Below are 23,686 nucleotides of genomic sequence, written 5' to 3' on the forward strand. Positions count from 1 at the left end.
CCGAAAGCCGGCTTCGGCCGCAAAAGTATCGAAGGAGAAGAAGAATGGCCCCATATTGGGTCGGCACGAGCTGGAAGATGAACAAGACGCTGTCGGAGGCGTTGCAGTTCGCCGATGCGCTGGCGGCCTTTGTGCCCGATTTCGATCTGGCAATACAGCCCTTCGTCATTCCGCCGTTCACCGCAGCGCGCCAGGTCAAGGCCGCGCTGGCCAACACCCGCGTCAAGATCGGTGCCCAGAACATGCATTGGGCCGATGCTGGCGCCTGGACGGGGGAGATCTCGCCGGTGATGTTGAAAGATTGCGGGCTGGATGTGATCGAACTCGGCCATAGCGAGCGCCGCGAGCATTTCGGCGAGGCCGATGCGACTGTGGGACTAAAAACGGCGGCCGCTGTCAGGCACGGTTTCGTGCCGCTGATCTGCGTCGGCGAGACGCTGGCTGAGCGTGAATCAGGCCGCGCCGAGGCGGTGCTGACGGCACAGGTTCTCGGCGCGCTGCAAGAGCTGAGCGGCGATCAACTGAAGGCGGAAATCCTCTTTGCCTACGAGCCCGTCTGGGCAATCGGCGAGAAGGGCATTCCCGCAAGCGCCGACTATGCCGACAGGCAGCAACAGCTGATCAAGAAGGTTGCCGCCGACCGGCTGCCGATTGCTCCACCTGTGCTTTATGGTGGCAGCGTCAATCCAGGCAACGCGGCCGAACTCATCGGCCAGCCGCATATCGATGGCCTGTTCATCGGCCGCTCGGCGTGGCAAGCGGAAGGCTATATCGACATTCTGAAAAAGGCGTCGGCCGCCATCGCGCGCTGACTGCCAAAAGACCTAGCAAAGGAGCTCATCATCATGAAGATCGCACTCGGAGCCGACAGCGCCGGCAAGCCGCTGCTCGACGTCATCGCCAAGCATCTCGCCACCAAGCCGGAACTGCAGGTCGTCGACCTAAGCCAGGCCGGATTCTACGCCGATATCGCCGCCTCGGTCGGCCACGAAATTCTCGACGGCAATTACGACCGGGCCATCCTGTTTTGCGGCACCGGCATCGGCGTCAGCATCTCCGCCAACAAGGTCCCGGGCATTCGCGCCGCATTGACCCACGACACCTATTCCGCCGAGCGCGCCGCCAAGTCCAACAACGCCCAGATCATCACCATGGGCGCCCGCGTCATCGGTCCCGAACTAGCGAAATCGATCGCCGACGCATGGTTGGCCTCGGAGTTCGATCCGAATGGCCCCTCCGCCACAAACGTGCAGGCCATCGACAAGCTCGACGCCAAGCGCTGAAAGACGCGGGGAACCCGTTACTGAGTTAACTGGTCAAGGCGACCCGCATCGCCTCGATCACGGTAACGGCGGACGCTGCGCCCGGGTCCATGTGGCCAAGCGAGCGTTCGCCGAGGCGCGATGCCCGGCCTTTCGTGGCGACCATCGACTTAGTCGCCTCCGCGCCTGCGTTTGCCGCTTGTGCAGCAGCTTCGAGACTGCCCGCCAGATCCTTGCCGGAGGTCAGCGCTTCGCCCGCTGCCTGCGCAGCCGGCGCCCATGCATCGATCATCGTCTTTTCGCCAGGCTCGGCCTTGCCGCGATCCTGAATGCCCTTGGCCATAGCCTGGAACAGGGCGACCACGTCCGAATCGTCGAGCGTCGTCTTGCCCTTGACGGCTGCCGCGCCCCGCATGAACGCGGTCGCATAGAGCGGCCCGGAGGAAGCGCCGACGGCATTCAGGAACGATTTGGCAGCGGTGTTCAGCAAGGTGGTCGGGTCGGTTGCCTCTGCATCCAGTGCGGCGACGGCATCGCGTGCAGCGGAAAATCCAAGCTCCATCGCGATGCCGTGGTCGGCGTCGCCGATAACCCCGTCAAGCGCGCACAGTCGGTCCCGGTCGGCGGACATGGCGGTTGCGATCGCCGCGAACATCGCGACAAGGTGGGCGGTGTCGATTGTCGTCATGTCTTAGTCCTTGCCACAGAAGTGGGTTTAGCCGGCGCGAAACATGGCGCAGTCGCAGGGGTGATCCAGCATCGTCTGCAACTCGCCGTCGAGTTGGTGCAGCGTGATCGATGCACCAGCCATTTCGAGCGAGGTGCAGTAATTGCCGACCCAGCTTGCGTGTATGGACACACCGATCTCATCGAGCCTCTGCTTCACGCGCCGGTTCATGATGTAGAGTTCCATCAGCGGCGTTGAGCCCAGCGAATTGACGAGCACCGCGACCTTGTCGCCGCGCGTAGGCGCCATCTCGTCGAGGATCCTGTCCAGCATCTCGTCGGTGATCTCGTCGGCTGTTTTCAACTTTTCGCGCGCGATGCCCGGCTCGCCATGGATGCCCATGCCGATCTCCATCTCGTCCGGCCCGATCTCGAAATTCGGCCGGCGGGTCTGCGGCAGCGAACAGGGCGACAGCGCCACGCCCATGGTGAAGGTGTGGTCGTTGGCCTTGCCGGCGATGCGCTCGCATTCGTCGAAGGACAGCATCCGGTCGCAGGCGGCACCGGCCGCCTTAAAGATGAAGAAATTGCCGGCGACGCCGCGCCTCTTGTGCCGCTGGTCGCGCGGTGCCGAGGCGACGTCGTCGGTGCTCAGCACCGTGCGCACCTCGATGTCGTCCATGGCGGCCATCTCGGCCGCCATGTCGAAATTCATCACGTCGCCGGCATAGTTGCCGTACATGAACAGCACGCCGGCGCCGCCGCTGACTGCCTTTGCGCATTCGAGGATCGGGTCCGGCGGTGGCGAGGCGAAGACATTGCCGATGGCCGCCGCATCGGCCAATCCCTTGCCGACGAAGCCAAGAAAGCTCGGCTCGTGGCCCGAGCCGCCGCCAATGACGAGGCCCACCTTGCCCTGGCGCGGTCCGTCGCAGGCGATGATGGAGCGTGGGCTACCCTCCACGCTTTTGAGATGGCGGGGATGGGCTGCCAGGATGCCTTCCAGCATCTCGTCGACGGCGCGGTTGCCGGCATTGATGATCTTCTTGGTCTGCACCCGGCATCCTCCCGATTTCGGCATTTTCGCAGATAATACCGGGTGTTACCGGGATTTCCACCCGGCAAGGAGCATTTCGTGCGCAGAGGTGTTCCCGCAGGCTATCACCTGGACGTAGGCGTTAGTTGTTTCAACCGCCGAGGCCGTCGCGGATGGCTGAGAAATAGCGATCGGTTCCGACCTGGCCGCCCTTGAGCGCGACCTCCAAGCCGTCGATCGCCTTGACGCGCGCGTGAGCAACGCAGAGCGGCGAACCCGGCGAAGCGGGCAGCGGCATGCGGATTGTCAGGGCATCGACACCCATCTCGCCCAGCGCGTGGCTCGACGTATCGCCGCCGGCAATGACCACGCGCCGCAGGCTCTGTTCGATCGTCAGGCTGCGAAGGATTTCTCCGAGTCCGCGGCCAAGCCTGTGGCGGGCGCCTTCCTGCCGGTCGATTTCGGCGCCCCTGTCGGCAGTGGGACCAAGCGCGGTGTAGAGGATGACGCTGCGCCCGGCTTGCAGACTGGCACGGCCGCTTGCCGTTGCGCGCGTGATCGACTGCTGCGAAGCCTCCGAAACCAGTTCGACCGGGTCGACCTCGATGCCGTCGAAACCGTCGGTCAGGGCATGCCGGATCTGCCGTTCCGTGGTCGGCGAGCAACTGCCCGACACGACGGCTATCCGCTCGGCTGCGCCCGGTGGCGTGAAGCCATGTCCGGCGCCGACAATGCCATTCGACGCCCATTCGGCCAGCAACGCATACTCGACCCCGGACGAGCCGACGACAAAAGAACCGCCGGGCTTGCGAACGCGCCACAGCTCCTTGCCGGCAAGGGCCTGGGTTTCCAGATTGTCGACATCGACAAGCACGATGCCGGTGCCGTTTCCGATCATGCGATCGAACGCCACCGACCGCGACGCCGACTGCAGCGTCGCAAGGTCGACCAGCCCCGAGCTCAGCGCCGTCTGCCGCGACAGATGGATCAGCAGGTCCGACTCATCCATCGGCGTCGTCGGGTGGCGGCTCATCACCGGGTGGCGGTCGATGCGGAAATATTGGTCGCGATAGGCGGCGAACAGGTGGCCGAAGGCGGTGTAGCGCTTGAGCTGCGGCGCGCCGACCAGCAGCGGCACGCTGGCTTGCGCGAACACCGAGCGGCCGATCTCGGTGGCCCGGCCGATGCTGCCGATCGTCGGGCTGGAATCGAAGGTCGAGCAGACCTTGTAGTGACAAATCTCGGCATTCAGTGTCTTCAGCCAGGCAAAGGCATCGCGCAGGTATGTGTCCATCCATCGCGGTGTCTCGCTGCGGCTGGTGCCGGCGAGGCCGATCGCCCGGCAATGGGCAAATCGTGAAAGCAAGGCATCGTCCGGCTGGCGCATGAACAGCACGGTCGGCACACCACCGAGCTCGAGCGCCTCCATCACATCGGTCGAGCCGGTCAGGTCGTCGCCGTAATAGCTGAGAAGCAGGTCCTGCATCGTCTCAGGCTGCCTTGCCGTCGCCGAATTTTTCGATCGACCGCGCCAGTTCGGGATGGTTCAGGGCGAAGTCCGCCAGCGGAATGCCGTCGACCGCCGCTTGCCAGGCCTGCTGCACGGCGCGCACACCGGCGCCCGGCCCGTCCGGATGGCTGACGATGCCGCCGCCGCAGAGATAGAGAAGATCGACGGTCCGTCCGGTCCGCGCATATGTCTCAGGAGCCTGGCCACCCCACTGGCCAGAGCCCGCCACCGGCAAGGCGCAGTCCTCGGGTGAAAAGATCGGTGTCGTCACCGCCTTGAACGATTCGACGAAAGAGTCGTCCGGCTCCCAGTATTTCGAGGCGATGCCGTTGATCTGGAACTGGTCGACGCCGAGCAGTCGCCAGAATTGCTGCCAGACCTTGAAGTCCATGCCTAGCCCGGGGTGCCGGGTGAGGATGTCCCAGCCGTTGCGGTGAGCATGCAGCACCAGACTGGAGCGCTTCCTCAGGAACGCCATGCCACCGAAGCCGATCGAATTGATGTTGATGACAGCGCAATTGCCGCCAGCCTTCGCCACCATATCGTGGTTGCGCATCATCTCATCGGGGTCGGCATGCGAGATGCCGAAGGCATACATCACCTTCTTGCCGGTCTTCTGCTCGTGGTCGAGGATCAGCGGCACGATCGCCTTCACTCGTTCCGACAGGGGCGAATAGGCCGGGCTCATCAGCTTCTCGTCGTCCTTGATGAAGTCGACACCGGCGGCGATCAGTTCCGCCACCATTGCGGCCGTCTCATGTGGCCGCAAGCCCAGCGCCGGCTTGACGATCGTGCCGATGATCGGACGGTCCATCACACCAGTCAGCCGGCGGCTGCCGGCGACACCGAACTGGGGGCCGGGATGCGCGCCGCGATACTCCTCCGGCAATTTCATGTCGACGATGCGAATCCCGGTGAGGCCCTTGATCGAATAGGTGCCACCGATGGCAATGGTCATCAGTGCCGAAAGGTCGGTGCCGATGGCATCGAATGGAAAGGCGATATCGATATCGGCGCGCCTGAACGGCCCGTTGCCGCTGTCGGGAAGCGACGGCCGCTCGGCATCGGCCAGAGGCCGTATCGCCAGCACGCGCGCCGCCACCCGGGCTTTCAGTTCCTCGGTCTCGCCGGGCAGCGCGACGAAGGTGCCGGTCGACTGATCGCTGGCGATCTTGGCCGCCAGCGCTTCGATGCTTCCAGGCGTTTCGATGCGGTAGGTGAGGGTTATCATGGTCCGCTGTCTCAAGCCGAGGCGTTCGAAAAAGGTTCACTGGTGTTTCAAATCTGGTATAATGAGTACATAAGTATTGCAAGCCATATCCGGCAGTCGGATCGACAGACGGCAATTCCGGGAATTGTGGCGGCAGTGTTAGATAGGGCCGGGTCAAGGGAGTGATTCGCGACGATGAACCGTTCGGAACCGATTGTCCGGCGCAAGCTTTCCGATGAGGTCTTCTTGCGGCTGAAACGCCTCATTACCAGCGGCGAATTGATGCCGGGCGACGACATGCCTTCGGAACGCGAACTGATGGAGCGTTTCGAGGTCGGCAGGCCGGCGATTCGCGAGGCGATGCAGGCGCTGAGCAATATGGGCCTGGTCGCGATCTCGCATGGCGAGCGCGCCAAGGTGCTGCAGCTGACCGCCAAGTCGATCATCAAGCAGGTCGATGGCGCCGCCAAGATCATCCTGTCGTCGTCGAAGGACACGCTGGAGCACCTGAAGACCGCGCGCATCTTCTTCGAGCGCGGCATGGTCAGGGAAGCCGCCGAAAAGGCCACCGCCGAGGATGTGCTGCGGCTCAGGGCCACCGTTGCCGAACAGCGCGGCTTTCGCGGCGATTCCGAAGCCTTCATCTCCGCCGACATGAAATTCCATACGCAGATCGCCGCGATCTCCGGTAACCCGATCTATGTTGCCGTCAGCGAGGCGATGCTGGGCTGGCTGAAGGAATACCACACCGAAATGCTGATCTGGACCGGCAAGGAAAAGTTCACGCTGACCGAGCACGAAGAGATCATCGGCCGCATCGAGAAGAAGGATGCCGATGGCGCCGAGAAGGCGATGATCAAGCATCTCGAACGCTCGCGCGCGCTCTATGTGATGAATTCCGAAAAGTAACTTCAGCCGAGCCGGGTGATCGCGTAAGGCGTCATCACGACCTGGCCTCGGTCAAAAGCTGAAATGTCGACCTGCACGTCTTCCGCCGTCAGGTTCGCCAGCCACGCGATTGTCTTGCCCGAGGCGGAGCGCCCGGCCAGCGCCAGCACCTTGGTTTCATCGCTCGTCCTTGCCGACACATGCGCAAGGCCGGCCAGCTCGCAAAGCCCCTTGATGGCCCCGAAGATCGGCCGGCGCGATCCTTCCGCGACGGGTTCTCCGGATGACGCCAGCACGCCGAACGGTCCGGTGAAGCTGGAGAGCGTGAGCTGTTCCAGTCCAGCGGGCGCGACGCGCGCGGCATATCCGATCGTCCATGCAGCAGCGAACTGACCGGTGTGGCGAGGATCGCTGGCGGCCATGGCAACGCGCTGTCCCCCGGCATTGGGTTTGGTCGCGCTGCCATAGGGGTTCTGGCGCATGGCAATCGTCGACGGGCCGATCCGATAGGGCTTTGCCCCGAAGATCATCGCCCGCGCCGATTGGGTGATGAAAGGCAGCGCCTCCAGCGATTGCATGATGCTGAGATCGTCGGCGGCATGCACGATCGGGCAAGTACAATGGGTGATGAAATCGAGCTGGTCCGCCGGCACGCGCTTGCGGTTGAGTTCGGTGAAGTAGCTGAACATGCCGCCGCCGAGGCGGATATCCGGAAAGGCGCGCCGCGCGGCCGCGTAAACATCCTCGAGCGGCGGACAGTCCGGCCACGTGCTGCCCGGCGGTGTCGACTGCCGGTCGACCGAAGGCGACACGGCAATGGCCGAGAGTTTTAGCCCGGCCTGGCGCACCAGGTCGGCGACACCTGACATCTCGGCGTCAAGATCGCCGGCGCACACAACGACGCATTCGAGGGTCGTTGCGGCAGCGTGGGCATTTGCGAGCCGGGCGAAAGCGCGCAAGGCGTCGAGCCCGTGGCCGCGCGTCGGATCGTAGTGAAACAGCAGCTGTTGTGGGCCGAGTGTCGTCAGCGTGGAGAGGTTCGCCAGTGCCGTCTCGACATCTTCGGGATAGATGACCACGCCGACATCCGGCAGCGTTGGCCCGGCTTCGCCGAGTTCGACGCGGACCGGTTCGCTGGCCACGGCGGCAGCCGGCGCTTTGCCTTCACCTGCGATGCGCAGGCTGATCGTCTGGCGCAGGGTTTGGCCGGCAGGCAGCACATAGGGCCAGGGCAGCGCCAGCGGTCGCACATAGGTCTTGTAGGAGGCGTCCGACCAGTTGCGCTGGTCCTCCATTTCGAAAGTATCGCTTTCCATCCGGCATTCGGCGGTGACGCCAGGCCGAACCTGATGGGTGATGGCGCGGATATCCTTGAAAGGCTGCCAGGGGTCTATCAGTTCGGGAAGCTTTGTCGCCTCCACGCTGCCGTCCGTATGCTCGACCTTGACCGGGCTGCCGGCGAGGTCGGCGATCGGGTGAAGGATGCAGAAGCCGCAGCGGTTGGTTTCGAAATCGCTCTCGGGAAGGGCGCTGACCTCGAAGACCAGACGGCCATCGGCGGAGCCTTTGATGGTGGCGCGGAAGCCGAGCCGGGTTCCATCGGGGGCCAGGCAGCTTGCCGAATAGCTGACCGAAAAAGCGTCGGCAGCCTGGTCGATGATCAGGTCCGTCAAATTTGGCTCATAGGTGCCCCAGTCGCGGTCACGCACGATATAGGCGACGGCGCGTAGCACTTCGGTGCCGCCATGCTGAATGGTGCGCAGATTGCCATTGACGAAGTCCGCGCTGAGCGCGCCCGCGCTGAGCCTGACCGGCTCGACCTCGACCGTACGCGTGCCGTAGAGCAGGAAGGCGTCGGCGGTCATTTCAGCGAGGCGTCGAGTTGCACCGGTTGCCGGCTCGCGGCCCCAGCATAGGCGGCCTCGACCAGCGCGAACGTCTTGAGATTGTCCGCACCCGAGGTCGCCGGTTGTACGCCCTTTGCCAGGCAATCGACCCAGTGCTGCTGGATGGCGACGACGCTTTCCTGGATGTTGTGCCAAGGCCGCGACGCCCACGGCAGCAGCGGCGGCGAAACGTCGGTGACGGCCGTGCCGCTCTTGCCGGTGACGGTCAGCCGATATCCCTGCGCCAGCCGGATCGTGCCGTCGCTGCCGTCGATCTCGATCAGCGTCTCGGGAAACGGCTCCGTGGCGAGCTTCGTCGCGTAGCTGCAGTCGACCACCGAGGTAGCACCGCTGTTGTGATCCATCAGCATCGTCGCGACGTCCTCGCCCGATATGCCGGGGTTGATGCGCACCGTCCGCGTCGTGATCGTGGACACATCGCCGAGCAGGAAGCGGGCGATGTCGAGGATGTGGATGCCGAGATCCTCGATGATGAAGCGCCTTCCCGTCGCCAGATAGGGCTGGCCGGAAAACACGTCATAGGCGGAGCGGAAGGAGATGCGACCGAAGAAGGGCATACCGATCTCGCCGCTGTCGAGCACGGCGCGCACCGCCTGGATCGGCGACTGCCAGCGAAAATTCTCATGCACCATCAGCGGCACGCCGGCTTCCGCGCATGCCCCGACCATCGCCTTGGCATCGGCGAGCGTCGGCGCGAACGGCTTTTGGCAGATCACCGGCACGCGGTGCTGTGCCGCCATTTCGACAAGCGGACGATGGCTGGGCGCGCTGGTGGCGATATCGACGAAGTCGAGGTTTTCGCCGGCAAAAAGTTCCCCCGCATCGGTATAGCGCTTCGCAATGCCGAATTGGTCGCCGACGATCCGCAACCGTTCCGGGTCACGGTCGCAGATGGCGACGATCGAGGCGCCCGCTATGTCGCGCCAGGCATGCATCTGGTTGACGGCAAAGAAGCCGCAGCCGATCAGCGCTCCTCGCAACTCCGCCATGCTCAGCCTGCCTTTGCCATCTGCATCAGCGTCACCCGACTTTGCAGCCGGCGCTGCGCCTGGTCGACGACGACGGCAACGATGATGACGAGGCCCTTGATCACCATTTGCCAGAACGAACTCACACCCATCATCACCAATCCGTCCGAAAGAATACCGATGACGAAGGCGCCGACGATGGTGCCGCCGATCGTGCCGCGCCCGCCCGACATCGAGGTGCCGCCGAGCACCGCCGCCGCAATGGCGTTGAGCTCGAAACTTTCGCCTGTCGCCGGATGCGAGGCCATCAGCTCGGACGAGATGATCAGGCCGACGATCGCCGCGCAGAAACCGGAGAACATATAGACGAACATCTTCACCATGTTGACACGGACGCCTGAAATCCGCGACGCCCGTTCATTGCCGCCGACGGCGAAGATGTGGCGGCCAAGCGGCGTGTATTTGGCGAGATAGGCGGCTCCCAGTGCAACGACGATCAGGATCCAGATCGCCACCGGCAGGCCGAGCAGCCGGCCGGCACCGAGGAAACCGAAGCCGGTGGTGCCAAGTTCCGGTTTGCCGACCAGGTTGGGGAAGGTGCGGCCATCCGACGACAGCAGCGCCAGGCCGCGCGCGACGTAGAGGACGCCGAGCGTGGCGATGAACGGTGCAACGTTCAGCCTGGTGATCAGCAATCCGTTGACGGCGCCGATCAATATGCCGACGGCCAGTGTGATCAGCGCGATCTCGAAGACGTTGAAATAGATGGTGTAGCCGATCTGCAGGTCGATGCCGTTGAGCACGAGATAGCCGGCCACCATACCGCACAGGCCGACGATCGAGCCGACCGAAAGGTCGATGCCGCCAGTGATGATGACGAAGGTCATGCCCATCGCCAGGAATGCGTTCAGCGCCACGTGCTTCGACATCAGGATCAGATTGGCGGTCGATAGGAAATTCGGCGCCGCGATCGAGAAGAAGATCAGCACGGCGATCAGCGCGATGAACGTCCGAAGCTTCATCACGGTCAGCAGCACCGAGCCGCTGGAAGTGGAGGGAGCGGCCGCTTTGGCTGGGATGTCAGTCATGGGCGGTGCTCTCCGTGCGTGGGGTCGGTCCGTGGCCAAGCGCGGATGCAGCCACGAGTGCCGCCTCCGTCGCTTCGGCGCGATCGAACATGCCGGTCAGTTTTCCGTTGCTCATCACCGCGATGCGGTCGGACAGCGCCATCACCTCGTCGAGGTCGGAGGTGGCGAACAAAATCCCCAAACCGTCGCGGGACAGTTTGCGCATGGTGCGGAAGACGTCGGCCTTGGCGCCGACATCGATGCCTCGGCTGGGCTCGTCCATCAGCAGCACCTTGGGTTCGGTGAGCAGCGCCTTGCCGATCACCACTTTCTGCTGGTTGCCGCCCGACAGCGACGACACCTCCTGCGCAGGGTCGGCGACCTTGATCGCCAGCTCCCGCACCATCTGCGTCACCGCCTGCCTTTCGTCGGCGCCACGGATATGGAACAGGCGGGCAAATCGCAACAGGCTGGCCAGCGTCAAATTGCTGGCGACCGAGAGGATCGAGACCAGCCCTTCGCGCTGACGGTCTTCGGGGATCAATGCCAGGCCACGCCGGATGCGCCGCGTCGTATCGCGCTCCTTGACCTTTATACCGCCAATGAAGATCTCGCCCGTCGAATGGCCGTGACGGCCCATGATGCAGTCGAACAGCTCGCTGCGCCCGGCGCCCATCAGGCCGTAAATGCCGAGGATCTCGCCGGCACGCAGCGACAACGAGACATGGTCGACGGCAAGTCCGCCGGTGGCGCGGGGCAGGCAGATCTCCTCGGCACGAAAAATCTCTTCTCCCGGAAGATGGCCGTCGGCCTTGGCGAAGTCCTTGGCGTCGGAGCCGATCATCTGGCGAACGATCCATTGCGTGTCGACGTTCTTCATCTCTTCCTGGCCGGTGATGCGGCCGTCACGCAGCACGGTGATGTAGTCGCCGATGCGGATCAGCTCTTCGAGCCGGTGCGAGATATAAACGATCGCCACGCCGCGTGCCTTGAGGTCGGCGATCACCTTGAACAGGATCTCGACTTCCGCAGCGCTCAGCGCCGAGGTCGGCTCGTCCATGATCAGGATGCGCGCGTCGAGCGAGACCGCCTTGGCGATCTCGACCAGCTGCTGCTGACCGATGCGCAGATCCTCAACCAGCATGTCTGGCCGTATGCCGGCTTGCAGGCGTTCCAGAAATTCCGCAGCGCGGTTTTCCTGTTGCTCGCGGTCGATCTTGCCGAAGCGGTTGGTGATCTCCCGGGTGGCGAAAATATTCTCGGCGACGCACATATTGCCGAACAGGTTCAGCTCCTGGAACACCATGCCGATGCCGCGGTTCACCGCGTCCGCGGACGAGGAGAAGGAAACCTCTTCACCTTCCAGCAGGATGCGGCCGGCGGTCGGCCGTTCGACACCGGCGATGATCTTCATCAGCGTCGACTTGCCGGCGCCGTTTTCACCGACCAGCACGTTGACCGCGCCCTTGCGCACCTCGAAATTGGCGCGCTTGACCGCAACGGTGCCGGAATAGACCTTGGAGACGTCCTCGAGCTTCAGGATGATTTCGCGCTCAGCTGTCGCGCTCATGGTTTCGGCCCGATCTCTGCCTCCGCCGGCGTCACCAGCGGCAGGTCCTGGCCGCTCCCCAGCGTATAGGCGCCGAGCACCTTGGCGCTGCGGCCTTCCAGCGCATCGCGTGGCAGCTTGGAGAGCACCGTCTTGTCGGCATAAGCGTTGAACGCCTTGCCGAACTGGGCGAAGTCGATCTGGTTGGTGAAGTCGTTGAACTGGATGAAGTCCAGGCTGTCGCGCAGCGCGGTACCGCGCACCGCCGGTCCGATCTGCACTCGTGCATCGGCTTTGCCGTCGCCGTCGATATCGACGTCGACGGTTGCTGCCCGCGACTGCGTGTTGGCCGTGACGATCTTGCCTTCCAGGCGAACCGCGAAAGTCCAAGGCGAATTCGCCTGCTTGTTCGGATTGCCGTATTTGGCGCCGGCAGCCGATGGATCGGTTGTCGCCAGGGTGTGAACCTGCGCAAACGGTCCGGCTTTCTGCTGGAGATAGGGCACGACCTTTGCCGCCCATGTCTCTTCGACCATCTTGTCTGGATTGAAGGCGGGAGCGTTGTCTCCGGCTTCCGATTTCGTAGGCAGGATCTTGCAGGCGGTCAGGCTGATGCCGACCATTACGGTAAGGGTCGGCCAGTTCGGCTTGGTGTTCAGCATGGCGGCCTGTCGTTCAGCATCGTGGGCGGCCCACGGAAAATGGCGGCGAGGGGCGAAAACCGATGTTCGCCCCTCGCTATTGAAATCACGCTGGCTCAGTTCGTCAGCGCGAAGGTCTCCAGCTTGGCGGCATTGTCGCCATTGATCAGAACGCAGTCCATCAACTGCTTTTCCTTGGCCGGCGACTTCTTGTTCTTGATGAAGTCGTTGGCCTGCTCGACCGCCATCTGCGCCTGCGCGAAGGCCGGCTGCAGCACGGTTGCCTTGATACCGCCCGACGCGATGGAGTCCCGTACGTCGTTCGATCCGTCGAAGCCGACGACGATGACGTCCTTGCGGTTCGCCGCGGCAAGTGCCGCATAGGCGCCCATCGCCATCGTATCGTTGCCGGAGATCACGCCCTTGATGTCGGGGTTGGCCTGCAGGATCGATTCCATCTTGGAATAGGCTTCCGTCTGGCTCCAGTTGGCCGACTGCTGGGCAACCATCTTCAGGTCCGGATAGTCATCGATGACGTCGTGATAACCCTTGGAACGAATGCCGGCATTGGTGTCGGATTCCTTGCCGACCAGTTCGACGAAATTGCCCTTCTCGCCCATCAGCTTGACGAATTCCTGCGCGCCGAGCTGGGCGCCCTGGTAGTTGTTGGAGACGATCTGCGCCACGGCCACGCCGGTGGCGTTGATCTCGCGGTCGATCAGGAAGGACGGAATGCCCGCATCCTTGGCCTTCTGCACGGCGGCGACGGTGGCGTCCGCGCCTGCATTGTCGAGGATGATCGCCTTGGCACCGCGGCCGATCGCGGTGTCGATCAGCTCGGACTGCTTGTTGGCGTCGTCGTCATGGACCAGCACCAGCGCCTCATAGCCGAGTTCCTTGGCCTTGGCTTCCGCGCCGACGGCTTCCGCCTTGAAGAACGGATTGTCGTGTGAGGGCGTGATAATGGCGATGAGATCCGCCGCATAGGCGGGCACTGCCGTGCCAAGCGCCAGCATGCCGGCGAAAGCCGCAAGCGTCATTCTGCGTGTGAGTTTCATGAAGTCCTCCCGTTTGAAAAATTGCCTTGATCGGCCAATGGCTTTGTCTGCATCCGAATTCGTCAGGCAGCGCGGGCCGCGGATCGCTTGGGTCGAAAACCGTTGCCGGCTTACCCAGGACGGATCGTTGCTCCCCAGCCATCCTCCACTTGCCCAGGCATCGTGCTCCCTGCGAAACCTTGTCGATCCGAGCCATGAACAGCTAAGCCAACTGGTATGATGAGTCAACCACAAATTCAGGTGACATGTACCTGATGAGCTACCAAAACCGAGGATCGGCAATGGCATGCCGGGCCTTCGAGGTGCTGCGTCAAGCACCTGTCTTCTCTCAGGTGATCCGCTGAATGCTGGCGGCGATCTCTTCCGGTTCGAACACGCGCTTCCAGTCGTCACGCATCAGCACCGGCTTGCCGAACTCGATCGCCTTGTTGCATGCGTCGGAGAAAACGCCCTTGGTCTCGCCGAAAATGACGGCGCCGAGCACGTTCATATGGCCGAGCAGGAAGTCGAGTGCCGCCTGCTGGTCGACGCCGCGCGCCACGACCTCGTCGACGGCTTCTTTCATGACCACCAGCAACGAGGCGCACACCGTCTCCGAAAGGCCAGGCTCGAGCAGCGCCATCTGTTCGACGCTGACGCGGTGCGAACGCATCACCGGCGCCCATATGATCTTCGCGATCGCCTCGCCCTTGGCGTAGTCCTCTTCCGGGCCCTGCATCAGGGCGCTGACCATGTGCTGCTTGGCCTTCACGCCGCCGAAATAGTCCTTCTTGGCTGCCATGTCGGTCTCGTCATTGAAGATCGGCGGATGGCAGGGGTGAGTGACGAAATAGGTGAGGTCAGGCCGCTTCGGCAGATGGCCGGCGAAAGGTGCCGCCGCGTCGAGCACCACCACCATCGTGCCTGGCGCCAGCTTGCTCTCGATGCTGGCCGCTACCTTGCCGATATGCGTGTCGGGAACGGCCAGGATCACCACATCCGCGTCCTTGAGCGCCTCGTCGGCACTGACCGTATCGAAACCCAGTCCGGTCTTCAGCCGTTCGCGGCCGGCATCGCTGACCTCGACATGGCGTATCGTGTAGGGCGACCCGCGAAAATTGGTCGACAGGCGGTAGCCCATTTTCCCGCCAGCCCCGAACAGCGCAATCGTTGTCATCTGGTCACCACTCCTGTTCTTCGGCGACGGCATCGCGCGTCGTCAACTGATCAACTGGTATAATCACGCTACCAGATTTTGGCAATGCGATAATGACCATGCGATGCGTTCGCCGCGTCATCGGCTGCCGCCGGTAGCACGAGAATCATGGATGGCGCGCTCGGGATATGATCTCTAGATCACCAGAAGAAGCCCGCGCTTGCCCGCTGAGTGCGCATGAGCGCTGCTCTGCCATCCCCAGAAATAGGAGGCATGTGATAGGGGTCGGAGGTCGGGCCGGGCGCTACTTCAAAAGATCGACCAGCATGTCGAAAGCCGCATCGATATCGCCACGAACCGCCGCCTGAACTGCCTGCTCGTCCCGGTCGCGCAGGGCCGCAAACATCTGTTGATGGTATGTGTTCGCGGTCGAGTAGGACCCATGCAGCATATTGAAATAGGGGCTGATCTGCAGCCATAGATCCTTGATGATCTTGAGCAGGGTTTCGGATCCCGCTGCTCGGTAGATTGCGAAGTGGAAGGTATAATTCGCCCTGAGATAGGCCTTTACGTCGTCCGCGCCATTCGCGCGTTCCAGTGAGTCCAGATCGCGCGCGAAAATCGCAAGATCCGCATCACTCCGGTTCTGTGAGGCCCAGCCGGCGGCGATGGCCTCTATCTCAAAACGTACATTGCGCAAATCGGTGAGCCGCTCGCGGCTGAGCGCCGGAATACCAATGGAGCGTCCGGATACCACAGTGAGCGCGTTGGCTGCCGTCAGGCGCCGCAGCGCTTCCCTGACCGGCATCGGGCTGACGCCAAAGGCGTCGGCGAGGCTCTGAACCGTGACCATCTCGCCCGGTACGATGCTGCCGTCGAGGATCAGTTCGGTGACCTGATTGTAGACCCGGTCCTGCAGAGTTTCCTTGGACAGTGGAATGATCTCGACACCAGGCTTCCTGAACGCCGATCCAGCCATCTCCGGTCAACCTTCCCGCCCAAGGGCGACACTATTGCTTGTCTGGGAATGCAAGGTTCGTGGTGCCACGTCAAGCGGCCGACATAGCCCGTTTTGATATAAACGATTTCATCATTGATATTTGATCAAACGATGTTACGGTCGCTGGCATCGAATGGCAAGGGTTACGTTTTGTGCCCTTGGGAGGCATTCGGTCGTTCTGTTTGGGAGGAGTTTCACATGGGTATCGGATCGAAAGTCCGGCGGCTCGCGCTGCTGGCTGGGATGGCTGCATGCGCCTTCGGCCTGTCCGCCGCGCAGGCAGCCGAGAAGCACAAGATCTTTCTCAGCATGAGCTACATCGGCAATGATTGGCAGGCGGAGGCGGCCAACATGGTCAAGGCCATGGCCGCCCACAAGAGCCTGGCCGACAAGGTCGACCTGCAGGTCCAGGTCGCTGGCCCCAACGCGCAACGCCAGATTCAGCAGATCAACGCGATGGTGCAAAGCGGCGCCGAGGCGATCGTCGTGTATCCGATTTCCCCGACCGCGCTCAACCAGGTCGTCAAGAATGCCTGCGACAAGGGCGTGAAGGTCTTTGCCTACGACGCCGAGATCACCGAGCCTTGTGCCTACAACGTCCACATCGACCAGCTGGAAGCCGGCAGGGTGACCGCCGAATGGCTGGTCAAGAAGCTCAACGGCAAGGGCAACATCATCGCCATCACGGGTGTCCCGGGAACATCCGTCGACGATCAGCGGACAAAAGCCGCCAAGGAAGTCTTCGCCAAATATCCTGATATCAAGATCGTCGGCGAGGCTGTCGGCATGTGGAGCCAGGCGGTCGCCCGCACCGAGCTCTCGAAAATCCTGGCCACCCGCAATTGGGACGACATCAACGGGCTGTGGATGCAGGTCGGCTGCTTCACCGCCAACTCGATGCAGCTCGAGGCTGGCAAGAAGACCAGCGAACTCCTGCCTTGCGCCGGCGAAGGTTCCAATGGCGGCCGCATCCAGATGCTGCCGGAGGGCACCGAAGTCGAAGGCGCGGCCGCGCCCTACGCGCCGGCCGGCGCACAACGCATTTCCTACGCCTCGCCGCCTTATTCGGGTGCGCTGGCGCTGAAGCTTGCCGTCGAGGCGATCGAAGGCAAGGACGTGCCTAAGACCACCATCCTGCCGCTGCCGGTCGTCACCAACGAGACGATCAAGCTGTGCGACGAAGGCACATGGGCGGAGATGAAGGCCGGCTGCAACGCCTTCAAGCCGTCGCTGGTCTCCAACCCGGGCTGGTTTGCCTCGATCTTCTCGGACCAGACACCCGAGGTCGGCCTCGCGGCTGCCCTCGTCGGACAACCGGAAGAATAAGCCTCCCAAGGCGATCTTGACGATGCGCGGACATTTTCTGTCCGTGCATCGTCAGCCCATGCCAAGCCTGGCGATCGAGGACAATGACAGAACATTCCGAGCTCCCCGCCATCGAGATCGACGGCATCAGCAAGGCGTTCGGACCGACCGTTGCGCTGGACGGCGTGTCGTTTGCGATCGCGCCCGGCAGCGTCCATGCCCTGCTCGGTGAAAACGGAGCGGGCAAGTCGACACTGGTGAAGCTGCTGTCCGGACTGGTCCGGCCGAGCCAAGGCCATGTCCGTGTCTTCGGCAAGGAGATCGCTTACGGCGCGCCGCGCGCAGCACATGCGCTGGGCATGCAGACAGCATTCCAGGAGATGACCTTGGTGCGCGACCTCTCCGTCCTCGACAACATGATGCTGCCTTACGCCCCGGTCGGCATCTCCGGCCTGATCCGCCGCGGTGCCGCCCGCAAGGCCGTCCGCCGCCATATCGAGGATCTCGGTTTTTCCGTCGATCTCGACGCCGAGGTGAGTGAGCTCGAGCTTTCGGTGCGCCAGAAGATCGAGATCGCGCGTGCCGTCTACCGCAAGCCGCGCATCCTTTTGCTCGACGAACCGACCTCGACGCTCGCCGGCCGCGATGTTGACTGGCTGGGCGACATCATCGCCGGGCTGAAGGCGGCGGGTACCACCATCGTCTTCATCACGCACCGCATGCGCGAGGTCCGCGCCTTTTGCGACACGCTGACGATCCTGAGAAACGGCCGCCACATCGTCACCGCGCCGGTTGCCGATGTCTCGGATGGCGACGTCATCGAAAAGATCATCGGCCGCAGCATCGAGCAGACCTTCCCGCCCAAGCCGGACAGCGCCCAGGCTTTCGGGCCGCCGGTTCTGGGCGTGCGCGACCTAAAGGTCGGGCGCAAGCTCGACGGCGCCGGCTTCGATCTGCGCAAGGGCGAAATCCTCGGCGTCGCCGGGTTGCAGGGCATGGGCCAGCAGGACCTGTTCCTGGCCTGCTTTGGCATGGCCGAGATCGAGCGCGGCCACATCCTCGTCGACGGCCGCAAGGTCTGGCTCGGTTCGCCGGCCGATGCCTTGCGCCCCAACATGGCCATCGGCCTGGTGCCGGAAGACCGCAAATCCGAAGGCCTGTTCCTGAAGCTGTCGGGCAGCCAGAACGCCACCCTGCCGGTGATATCGCGCTTCACACGGCTAGGCCTTGTCGACGCGCAGGCTGAGACCCGCTCCGTCGAGGCGGCATTCGACACTGTCGAGGTCGACCGCCGCGCGCTTTGGACGCGGGCCGGTGCGTTTTCCGGGGGCAACCAGCAAAAAATCGCCATCGCCAAATGGCTGGTGGCGCAGAGCCGCATCCTTCTGTTGTTCGATCCCACCCGAGGCATCGACGTCGGCACCAAGCACGAGCTTTATGTGATGATGCGAAACTACGTGGCTTCGGGCGGTTCGATCCTGCTGCACTCGACCGAGATTCCCGAACTCGTCCACCAATGCGACCGGGTCCTGGTTCTCTACGACGGGCGCATCGCCGCCGAACTCGAAGGCGACGCCATCACCGAACCGGCCATCATGCGCCCGGCGCTTGGCCATGCCGGGGAAGCCGCATGAGCAGCGCAGCAGCCTCATCCCCTGTTCCCGGCGGCTTCGGTCTGCGCCGCGCGCTGGTGCGCAATCGTGGCGCGCTGATTGCCGCGATCGTCCTGGCGATCCTGCTCTTCGTTGTCGACTGGATCAACGCCGGGCCGCTGACCTATTTCGACGTGTCGTTCCTGTCGAGCGGCGGCACCACCTCGGCGCTCGCCGCGATCGGTCAGACCATCGTCATCCTGTCGGGCGGTTTCGACCTCTCTGCCGGCGCGGTGATATCGCTGGTCAATGCCGTGCTGGCATCGAGCATGGACCCGATGGCGCCAGGCGCCAGCATCATCCTGTGGACCGCCGTCGGCATCGGCGTCGGCATGGCGGTGGGCGCCTTCAACGGCTTCTTCATCGCCGTGCTGCGCATGCAGCCCATCGTGGTGACGCTGTCGACCATGTTCATCCTGCAAGGCGTGACGCTGCTGGTGATGGACAAGCCCGGCGGCTTCGTGTCGCCCGATCTCGGTACCTTCTATCTTGGCGACGCGATCACCGGCTGGCTGCCGATGCCGCTGGTGGTGATCGGCGTCGTCCTGCTCGCCTGGTTCTGGCTGAAGGGAACCCGCTTCGGCACAGCACTTTATGCGGTCGGCAGCGATCCGGAGTCGGCCGCTTCCGTCGGCATCAATGTCGTGCTGGTGCGCTTTGCCGTCTATGTCATCGCCGGCGGCTGCTATGGCCTTGCCGGCGTCTTCATCAGCGCCCAGACCGGCAGCGGTGATCCGCTGGTCGGCAATCCGCTGCTGTTGTCGATGTTCGCGGCGGTCGTCGTCGGCGGCACGCGCCTCGGCGGCGGGCAGGGCGGCCCGGTGGGTTCGGTCTTCGGCGCCTACATCCTGATGATCGTGGTGAACATCCTGCTGGTGCTCAATGTCTCGGCCTATTATGCGACCATCGCCGAAGGCACCATTCTGGTGCTGGCAGCACTTGCCGGCTCCATCTCGCATGCATCGGTGCTTGCCGTGCAGCTACGCGCCGCGCGTGCCCGGCTCGCCGCCTGGCGCGCCGGCATACTGCCCTCGCAACTCGAGCGCGTGGACCGGCGTCTCAAGACCGCCGAACCAGCCCATGCCCAGCGCAGTCCGGCGGCGCCGCGCCCTGCCTTCCACCTGCGCAACGCGGAAACGCTGCGTTATGCGCTGCCCGCCTATGTCTGCCTGCTGCTCATCGTGGTCGTCACGCAGGTCTGGCTCGGCCGCGCCATCCTCAATCCGGGGTACTGGAATTCGCTGCTGGTGCTATCGTCCTTCCTAGCCGTCCTGGCGCTGGGGCAGGGAACCGTCATTCTGACCGGTGGCCTCGACCTCTCCGTGCCGTGGACGATCGGCATCTCCGGCATCATCCTGGCCGGCATGGTCAACGGCTCCGACGCCGCCCTTGTCTACGCCTTGCCGGTCGTCCTGTTGATGGCCTGCGCCATTGGCTTCGCCAATGGTTTCGGCATCGTCTATCTCGGCATCTCGCCGATCGTCATGACGCTCGCCACCAACGGCATCCTGCAAGGCTGTGCGCTGCTCTATTCGCAGGGCACGCCGGCCGGTTTTTCCTCGCCGATGCTGCGCTGGGTCATGACGGCCAAGCTCGCCGGCCTGCTGACTCCAATAGTGCTGCTGATGGTCGTCTTTGTCGTCGCGGCGGTACTGCTGCTTGGCCGCACCCCGTTCGGACGACGCGTCTACGGCATCGGCAATGGGCTACGCGCGGCGCGCTTGTCGGGCATCGGCGTCGAGCGCACGCTGATCCTGGTCTATATGCTTTCGGCCGTCTGCGCGGCTGTTGTCGGCATCATGCTGACCGGCTTTTCGGGTCAGGCAAGCCTTGGCATGGGCGACGACTACCTGTTGCCGTCGATCGCTGTGGTGGTGGTCGGCGGCGCGCTGATCACCGGCGGACGCGGCCACTATCTCGGCATGCTCGGCGGCGTGTTGTTGCTGACCGCACTGCAGATGCTGCTCGCCGGCACCACGCTTCCCTATGCCACGAGGGCAATTCTTTACGGACTGGTCGTTCTGGGCGCCGTCATGGCGCTGCGCGAACGGCGGCTGCAATGAGAAGGACAGGACCATGAGCACAAGGGCGCCGGCATCGGCGGACGAATTTTTGACCGGGCTGAAAGGCCAGCGCGTGCTGGTCACGGCGGGCGCCGGCGGCATCGGGTTTGCCATAGCCGACACGCTGTCACGCCTCGGCGCTCGCATCGTCGTCTGCGATGTTTCCGACGAGGCGTTGGCCGCTGCTCCCGGCAAGATCGACCTTGTCGCTGCGGTCAAGGCCGATGTCTCGCGCGACGAGGATGTCGACCGCCTGTTCGAGGCGGTCGAGAAAAAACTCGGCGGGCTCGATGCGTTGATCAACAATGCCGGCATTGCCGGGCCGACAGGCGGTGTCGACGAGATCGACCCTTCCGACTGGCGGCGCTGCATCGACATCTGCCTGACCGGCCAGTTCCTGTGCGCTCGGCGCGCCGTGCCGCTGATCAAGGCGGCGGGCGGTGGTTCGATCGTCTCGATGTCGTCTGCCGCCGGCCGCCATGGCTACGCCTTCCGCACACCCTATTCGGCGGCCAAGTTCGGTGTCATCGGTTTCACGCAGAGTCTCGCCAAGGAGCTCGGACCGCACGCCATCAGGGTCAACGCCATCCTGCCCGGCATCATCGAGGGGCCCCGCATCGAAGGTGTTATCTCGGCGCGCGCCAAGCAGGTCGGCATCAGCCACGAAGAGATGACGGATCGTTATCTCCAAAACATCTCGCTGCGCCGCATGACCAGCCCCTATGATGTGGCGTCGATGGTCGCCTTCCTGCTCTCCGATGCGGGGATCAACATTTCCGGCCAGTCGCTCGGCGTCGACGGCAATGTCGAAACACTTTGAGGAGCCTATCCATGGCCAATGTCGCAATTGTCGGAAGCGGGTTCATCGGGCGGGCCTGGGCAATCAGCTTTGCCCGCGCCGGCCATGATGTGCGGATGTGGGACCAGTTGCCCACTGCCACGGGTGGCGCCCGCGACTACATTGCCGGCGTGCTCGGTGATCTCGCCCGGAACGACCTGTTGCGGGGACAGGCGGTCGACGCCGTGCTCGGCCGGATCACCATTGTCGCCGAGCTGGCAGAGGCGCTGGCTGGTGCGGTCCATATCCAGGAGAACACGCCTGAAAACCTCGAGGTGAAGCGGGAGGTGTTCTCGCTGATCGACAGCCTTGCCGATCCGCAAACAGTCATCGCCAGTTCCACCTCGGCGCTGTTGCCGTCGAAATTCACCGACCATCTGCAAGGGCGGCAGCGCTGCCTGGTCGTGCATCCGATCAACCCGCCCTATCTCATTCCGGCGGCCGAAATCGTGCCGGCGCCATGGACGTCCGCCGAGACGGTCGAGACAACCCGCGCCTTCCTCATCGACGCCGGTCATGCGCCCCTGGTGATGAACCGCGAACTCGACGGCTTCATCATGAACCGCCTGCAAGGCGCATTGCTGGAGGAGGCTTTCCGGCTTGTCGCCGACGGCTACGCCAGTGTCGAGGATGTCGACATCGGCATCCGCGACGGGCTGGCGCTGCGCTGGTCGTTCATGGGTCCATTCGAGACCATCGATCTCAATGCGCCTGGCGGCGTGCGCGACTATGTCGAGCGTTATCAGGGCATCTATTCCAACATCTTTCCCCAGACGCAGCGACGCGTCGACTGGGCCGGCAAGGTCATCGACACGGTCGAGGCTGATCGCCGCAAGCGACTGCCACAGCAAAGCCTGGGCGACCGGCAGGTGTGGCGTGACCGCCGGCTCATGGCGCTCGCCGCCCACAAGAGAAAATCGGATCAGGAGTTCGGAGAATGACGCAAACCAGCCGCAAGCCGGGGCCTGCACAGACCAAGGGCAAGGTCATCATCACCTGCGCGGTGACAGGTGCCATCCACACGCCGACGATGTCGCCTTATCTGCCGATCACGCCAGACCAGATCGCCTCGGAGGCGATCGCGGCTGCCGAAGCCGGTGCCGCAATCCTGCATCTGCATGCGCGCGATCCGGAAACCGGCAAGCCCGACCAGACGCCGGAGGCCTTCGCTCGCTTCCTGCCGCGCGTCAAGCAAGGCACCAACGCCGCCATCAACATCACCACCGGTGGCAGCCCGTACATGAAGGTCGAGGAGCGCGTGCGCCCGGCCGCCCAGTTCAAACCGGAAGTCGCCTCGCTCAATATGGGCTCGATCAATTTCGGGCTCTATCACCTCGCCGACAAATACGAGACCTTCAAATTCGACTGGGAAAAGCCGCATCTGGAAGCGACCCGCGACCTCGTCTTTCGCAACTCGTTCAAGGACATCGAGTACATCCTGGCGACCTGCTACGACAACGGCACGCGCTTCGAGTTCGAGTGCTACGACATCGCCCATCTCTACAACCTCTCGCACTTCGCCGACCGCGGGCTGGTGAAGCCGCCTTTCTTCGTGCAGTCGGTGTTCGGACTGCTCGGCGGCATCGGCACCCATCCCGAAGACGTCGCCCATATGAAGCGCACTGCCGACCGGCTGTTCGGCGACCAGTTCCGCTGGTCGGTTCTCGGCGCTGGCGCCAGCCAGCTGCGCATAGCCGCGCAATCGGCAGCGCTTGGCGGCAACATCCGAGTCGGGCTGGAGGACAGTCTGTGGGCAGGCAAGGGCAAGCTTGCCAAATCGAACGCCGAGCAGGTCTTGCTGGCCCGCAAGATCATCGAAGGGCTCGGCATGGAGGTGGCGACGCCCGACGAGGCACGCGAAATCCTGTCATTGAAAGGCGGCGACAAGGTCGCTTTCTGAGGCGGCCCGAACAATCGCCGCGAGACGCAAA

At 63.5% G+C, this 23,686-nt stretch carries 21 protein-coding genes; 9 read left to right on the top strand and 12 right to left on the bottom strand.

Going from position 1 to position 23,686, the window contains the following annotated elements; genetic code table 11:
• Positions 1 to 44 precede the first annotated feature (44 nt).
• Complete coding sequence (locus NP503_RS12980; protein WP_127269794.1) at positions 45 to 812, top strand: triose-phosphate isomerase; 768 nt, start codon at positions 45 to 47, stop codon at positions 810 to 812.
• Between the two features lie 33 nt (positions 813 to 845).
• Positions 846 to 1,283 (top strand): RpiB/LacA/LacB family sugar-phosphate isomerase, encoded by a 438-nt coding sequence (locus tag NP503_RS12985; RefSeq protein ID WP_013533067.1) that lies wholly within the window; start codon positions 846 to 848, stop codon positions 1,281 to 1,283.
• 25 nt (positions 1,284 to 1,308) lie between these two features.
• Here the strand turns inward: NP503_RS12985 and dhaL are convergent, their stop codons facing one another.
• From dhaL to oiaX, 4 genes are all read right to left on the bottom strand, one after another.
• Positions 1,309 to 1,950 carry a dihydroxyacetone kinase subunit DhaL gene (gene dhaL / locus NP503_RS12990; RefSeq protein ID WP_127269792.1) on the bottom strand — a complete coding sequence of 214 codons (642 nt, stop codon included), beginning with the start codon at positions 1,948 to 1,950 and terminating at the stop codon, positions 1,309 to 1,311.
• A 27-nt stretch (positions 1,951 to 1,977) separates the two neighbouring features.
• Entirely contained in the window at positions 1,978 to 2,985 is a 1,008-nt protein-coding gene (locus tag NP503_RS12995; RefSeq protein WP_127269790.1) for a dihydroxyacetone kinase subunit DhaK, read from the bottom strand.
• Positions 2,986 to 3,115: 130 nt separating this feature from the next.
• A complete protein-coding gene (locus tag NP503_RS13000; RefSeq protein WP_127269788.1) occupies positions 3,116 to 4,450 on the bottom strand; it encodes a four-carbon acid sugar kinase family protein in 1,335 nt (444 codons plus the stop codon).
• Between the two features lie 4 nt (positions 4,451 to 4,454).
• Entirely contained in the window at positions 4,455 to 5,705 is a 1,251-nt protein-coding gene (gene oiaX / locus NP503_RS13005; protein WP_127268636.1) for a 3-oxo-isoapionate-4-phosphate decarboxylase OiaX, read from the bottom strand.
• A 174-nt stretch (positions 5,706 to 5,879) separates the two neighbouring features.
• Between oiaX and NP503_RS13010 the strand changes: the two genes are divergently transcribed.
• Positions 5,880 to 6,593 carry a transcriptional regulator NanR gene (locus NP503_RS13010; protein ID WP_063167520.1) on the top strand — a complete coding sequence of 238 codons (714 nt, stop codon included), beginning with the start codon at positions 5,880 to 5,882 and terminating at the stop codon, positions 6,591 to 6,593.
• Positions 6,594 to 6,595: 2 nt separating this feature from the next.
• Here NP503_RS13010 and NP503_RS13015 read toward each other — a convergent pair whose 3' ends face one another.
• From NP503_RS13015 to NP503_RS13050, 8 genes are all read right to left on the bottom strand, one after another.
• Positions 6,596 to 8,437: a hypothetical protein gene (locus NP503_RS13015; protein WP_127268637.1), complete on the bottom strand. Its 1,842-nt coding sequence runs from the start codon at positions 8,435 to 8,437 to the stop codon at positions 6,596 to 6,598.
• The gene (locus NP503_RS13020; RefSeq protein WP_127268638.1) at positions 8,434 to 9,468 is read right to left on the bottom strand and encodes a Gfo/Idh/MocA family protein; all 1,035 of its coding nucleotides are present in this window, start codon (positions 9,466 to 9,468) and stop codon (positions 8,434 to 8,436) included. The genes NP503_RS13015 and NP503_RS13020 overlap by 4 nt, the downstream gene beginning before the upstream one ends.
• A gap of 2 nt (positions 9,469 to 9,470) precedes the next feature.
• Positions 9,471 to 10,535 carry an ABC transporter permease gene (locus NP503_RS13025; protein WP_027036223.1) on the bottom strand — a complete coding sequence of 355 codons (1,065 nt, stop codon included), beginning with the start codon at positions 10,533 to 10,535 and terminating at the stop codon, positions 9,471 to 9,473.
• Positions 10,528 to 12,084, bottom strand: coding sequence for a sugar ABC transporter ATP-binding protein (locus NP503_RS13030; protein WP_127269784.1), 1,557 nt, complete (start codon positions 12,082 to 12,084; stop codon positions 10,528 to 10,530). Before NP503_RS13030 ends, NP503_RS13025 begins: the two co-directional genes overlap by 8 nt.
• Positions 12,081 to 12,725 (bottom strand): DUF2291 family protein, encoded by a 645-nt coding sequence (locus NP503_RS13035; protein ID WP_127269050.1) that lies wholly within the window; start codon positions 12,723 to 12,725, stop codon positions 12,081 to 12,083. The genes NP503_RS13030 and NP503_RS13035 overlap by 4 nt, the downstream gene beginning before the upstream one ends.
• Positions 12,726 to 12,820: 95 nt before the next feature.
• Positions 12,821 to 13,762 (bottom strand): D-ribose ABC transporter substrate-binding protein, encoded by a 942-nt coding sequence (locus NP503_RS13040; RefSeq protein ID WP_127269049.1) that lies wholly within the window; start codon positions 13,760 to 13,762, stop codon positions 12,821 to 12,823.
• Between the two features lie 328 nt (positions 13,763 to 14,090).
• Positions 14,091 to 14,918 (bottom strand): phosphogluconate dehydrogenase C-terminal domain-containing protein, encoded by an 828-nt coding sequence (locus NP503_RS13045; protein ID WP_127269048.1) that lies wholly within the window; start codon positions 14,916 to 14,918, stop codon positions 14,091 to 14,093.
• A gap of 283 nt (positions 14,919 to 15,201) precedes the next feature.
• Positions 15,202 to 15,876, bottom strand: a complete 675-nt coding sequence (locus NP503_RS13050; protein ID WP_013533053.1) for a GntR family transcriptional regulator — start codon at positions 15,874 to 15,876, stop codon at positions 15,202 to 15,204.
• 219 nt (positions 15,877 to 16,095) lie between these two features.
• Between NP503_RS13050 and NP503_RS13055 the strand changes: the two genes are divergently transcribed.
• The 6 genes from NP503_RS13055 (at position 16,096) to NP503_RS13080 (ending at position 23,655) form a co-directional block, all read left to right on the top strand.
• On the top strand, positions 16,096 to 17,223 hold the full coding sequence (locus tag NP503_RS13055; RefSeq protein ID WP_127273122.1) for a sugar ABC transporter substrate-binding protein: 1,128 nt from the start codon (positions 16,096 to 16,098) through the stop codon (positions 17,221 to 17,223).
• Positions 17,224 to 17,306: 83 nt separating this feature from the next.
• Positions 17,307 to 18,836, top strand: coding sequence for a sugar ABC transporter ATP-binding protein (locus NP503_RS13060; RefSeq protein WP_127271393.1), 1,530 nt, complete (start codon positions 17,307 to 17,309; stop codon positions 18,834 to 18,836).
• Positions 18,833 to 20,917 carry an ABC transporter permease gene (locus tag NP503_RS13065; RefSeq protein ID WP_127272523.1) on the top strand — a complete coding sequence of 695 codons (2,085 nt, stop codon included), beginning with the start codon at positions 18,833 to 18,835 and terminating at the stop codon, positions 20,915 to 20,917. The genes NP503_RS13060 and NP503_RS13065 overlap by 4 nt, the downstream gene beginning before the upstream one ends.
• A 13-nt stretch (positions 20,918 to 20,930) precedes the next feature.
• Positions 20,931 to 21,737 carry an SDR family oxidoreductase gene (locus tag NP503_RS13070; RefSeq protein WP_027036215.1) on the top strand — a complete coding sequence of 269 codons (807 nt, stop codon included), beginning with the start codon at positions 20,931 to 20,933 and terminating at the stop codon, positions 21,735 to 21,737.
• A gap of 11 nt (positions 21,738 to 21,748) precedes the next feature.
• Positions 21,749 to 22,696, top strand: coding sequence for a 3-hydroxyacyl-CoA dehydrogenase (locus NP503_RS13075; protein WP_127268275.1), 948 nt, complete (start codon positions 21,749 to 21,751; stop codon positions 22,694 to 22,696).
• The gene (locus tag NP503_RS13080; RefSeq protein WP_127268274.1) at positions 22,693 to 23,655 is read left to right on the top strand and encodes a 3-keto-5-aminohexanoate cleavage protein; all 963 of its coding nucleotides are present in this window, start codon (positions 22,693 to 22,695) and stop codon (positions 23,653 to 23,655) included. The genes NP503_RS13075 and NP503_RS13080 overlap by 4 nt, the downstream gene beginning before the upstream one ends.
• Positions 23,656 to 23,686 lie beyond the last annotated feature (31 nt).

The sequence above is a fragment of the Mesorhizobium sp. SEMIA396 genome, assembly GCF_024518615.1.
In the GTDB taxonomy this organism is placed as follows: domain Bacteria; phylum Pseudomonadota; class Alphaproteobacteria; order Rhizobiales; family Rhizobiaceae; genus Mesorhizobium.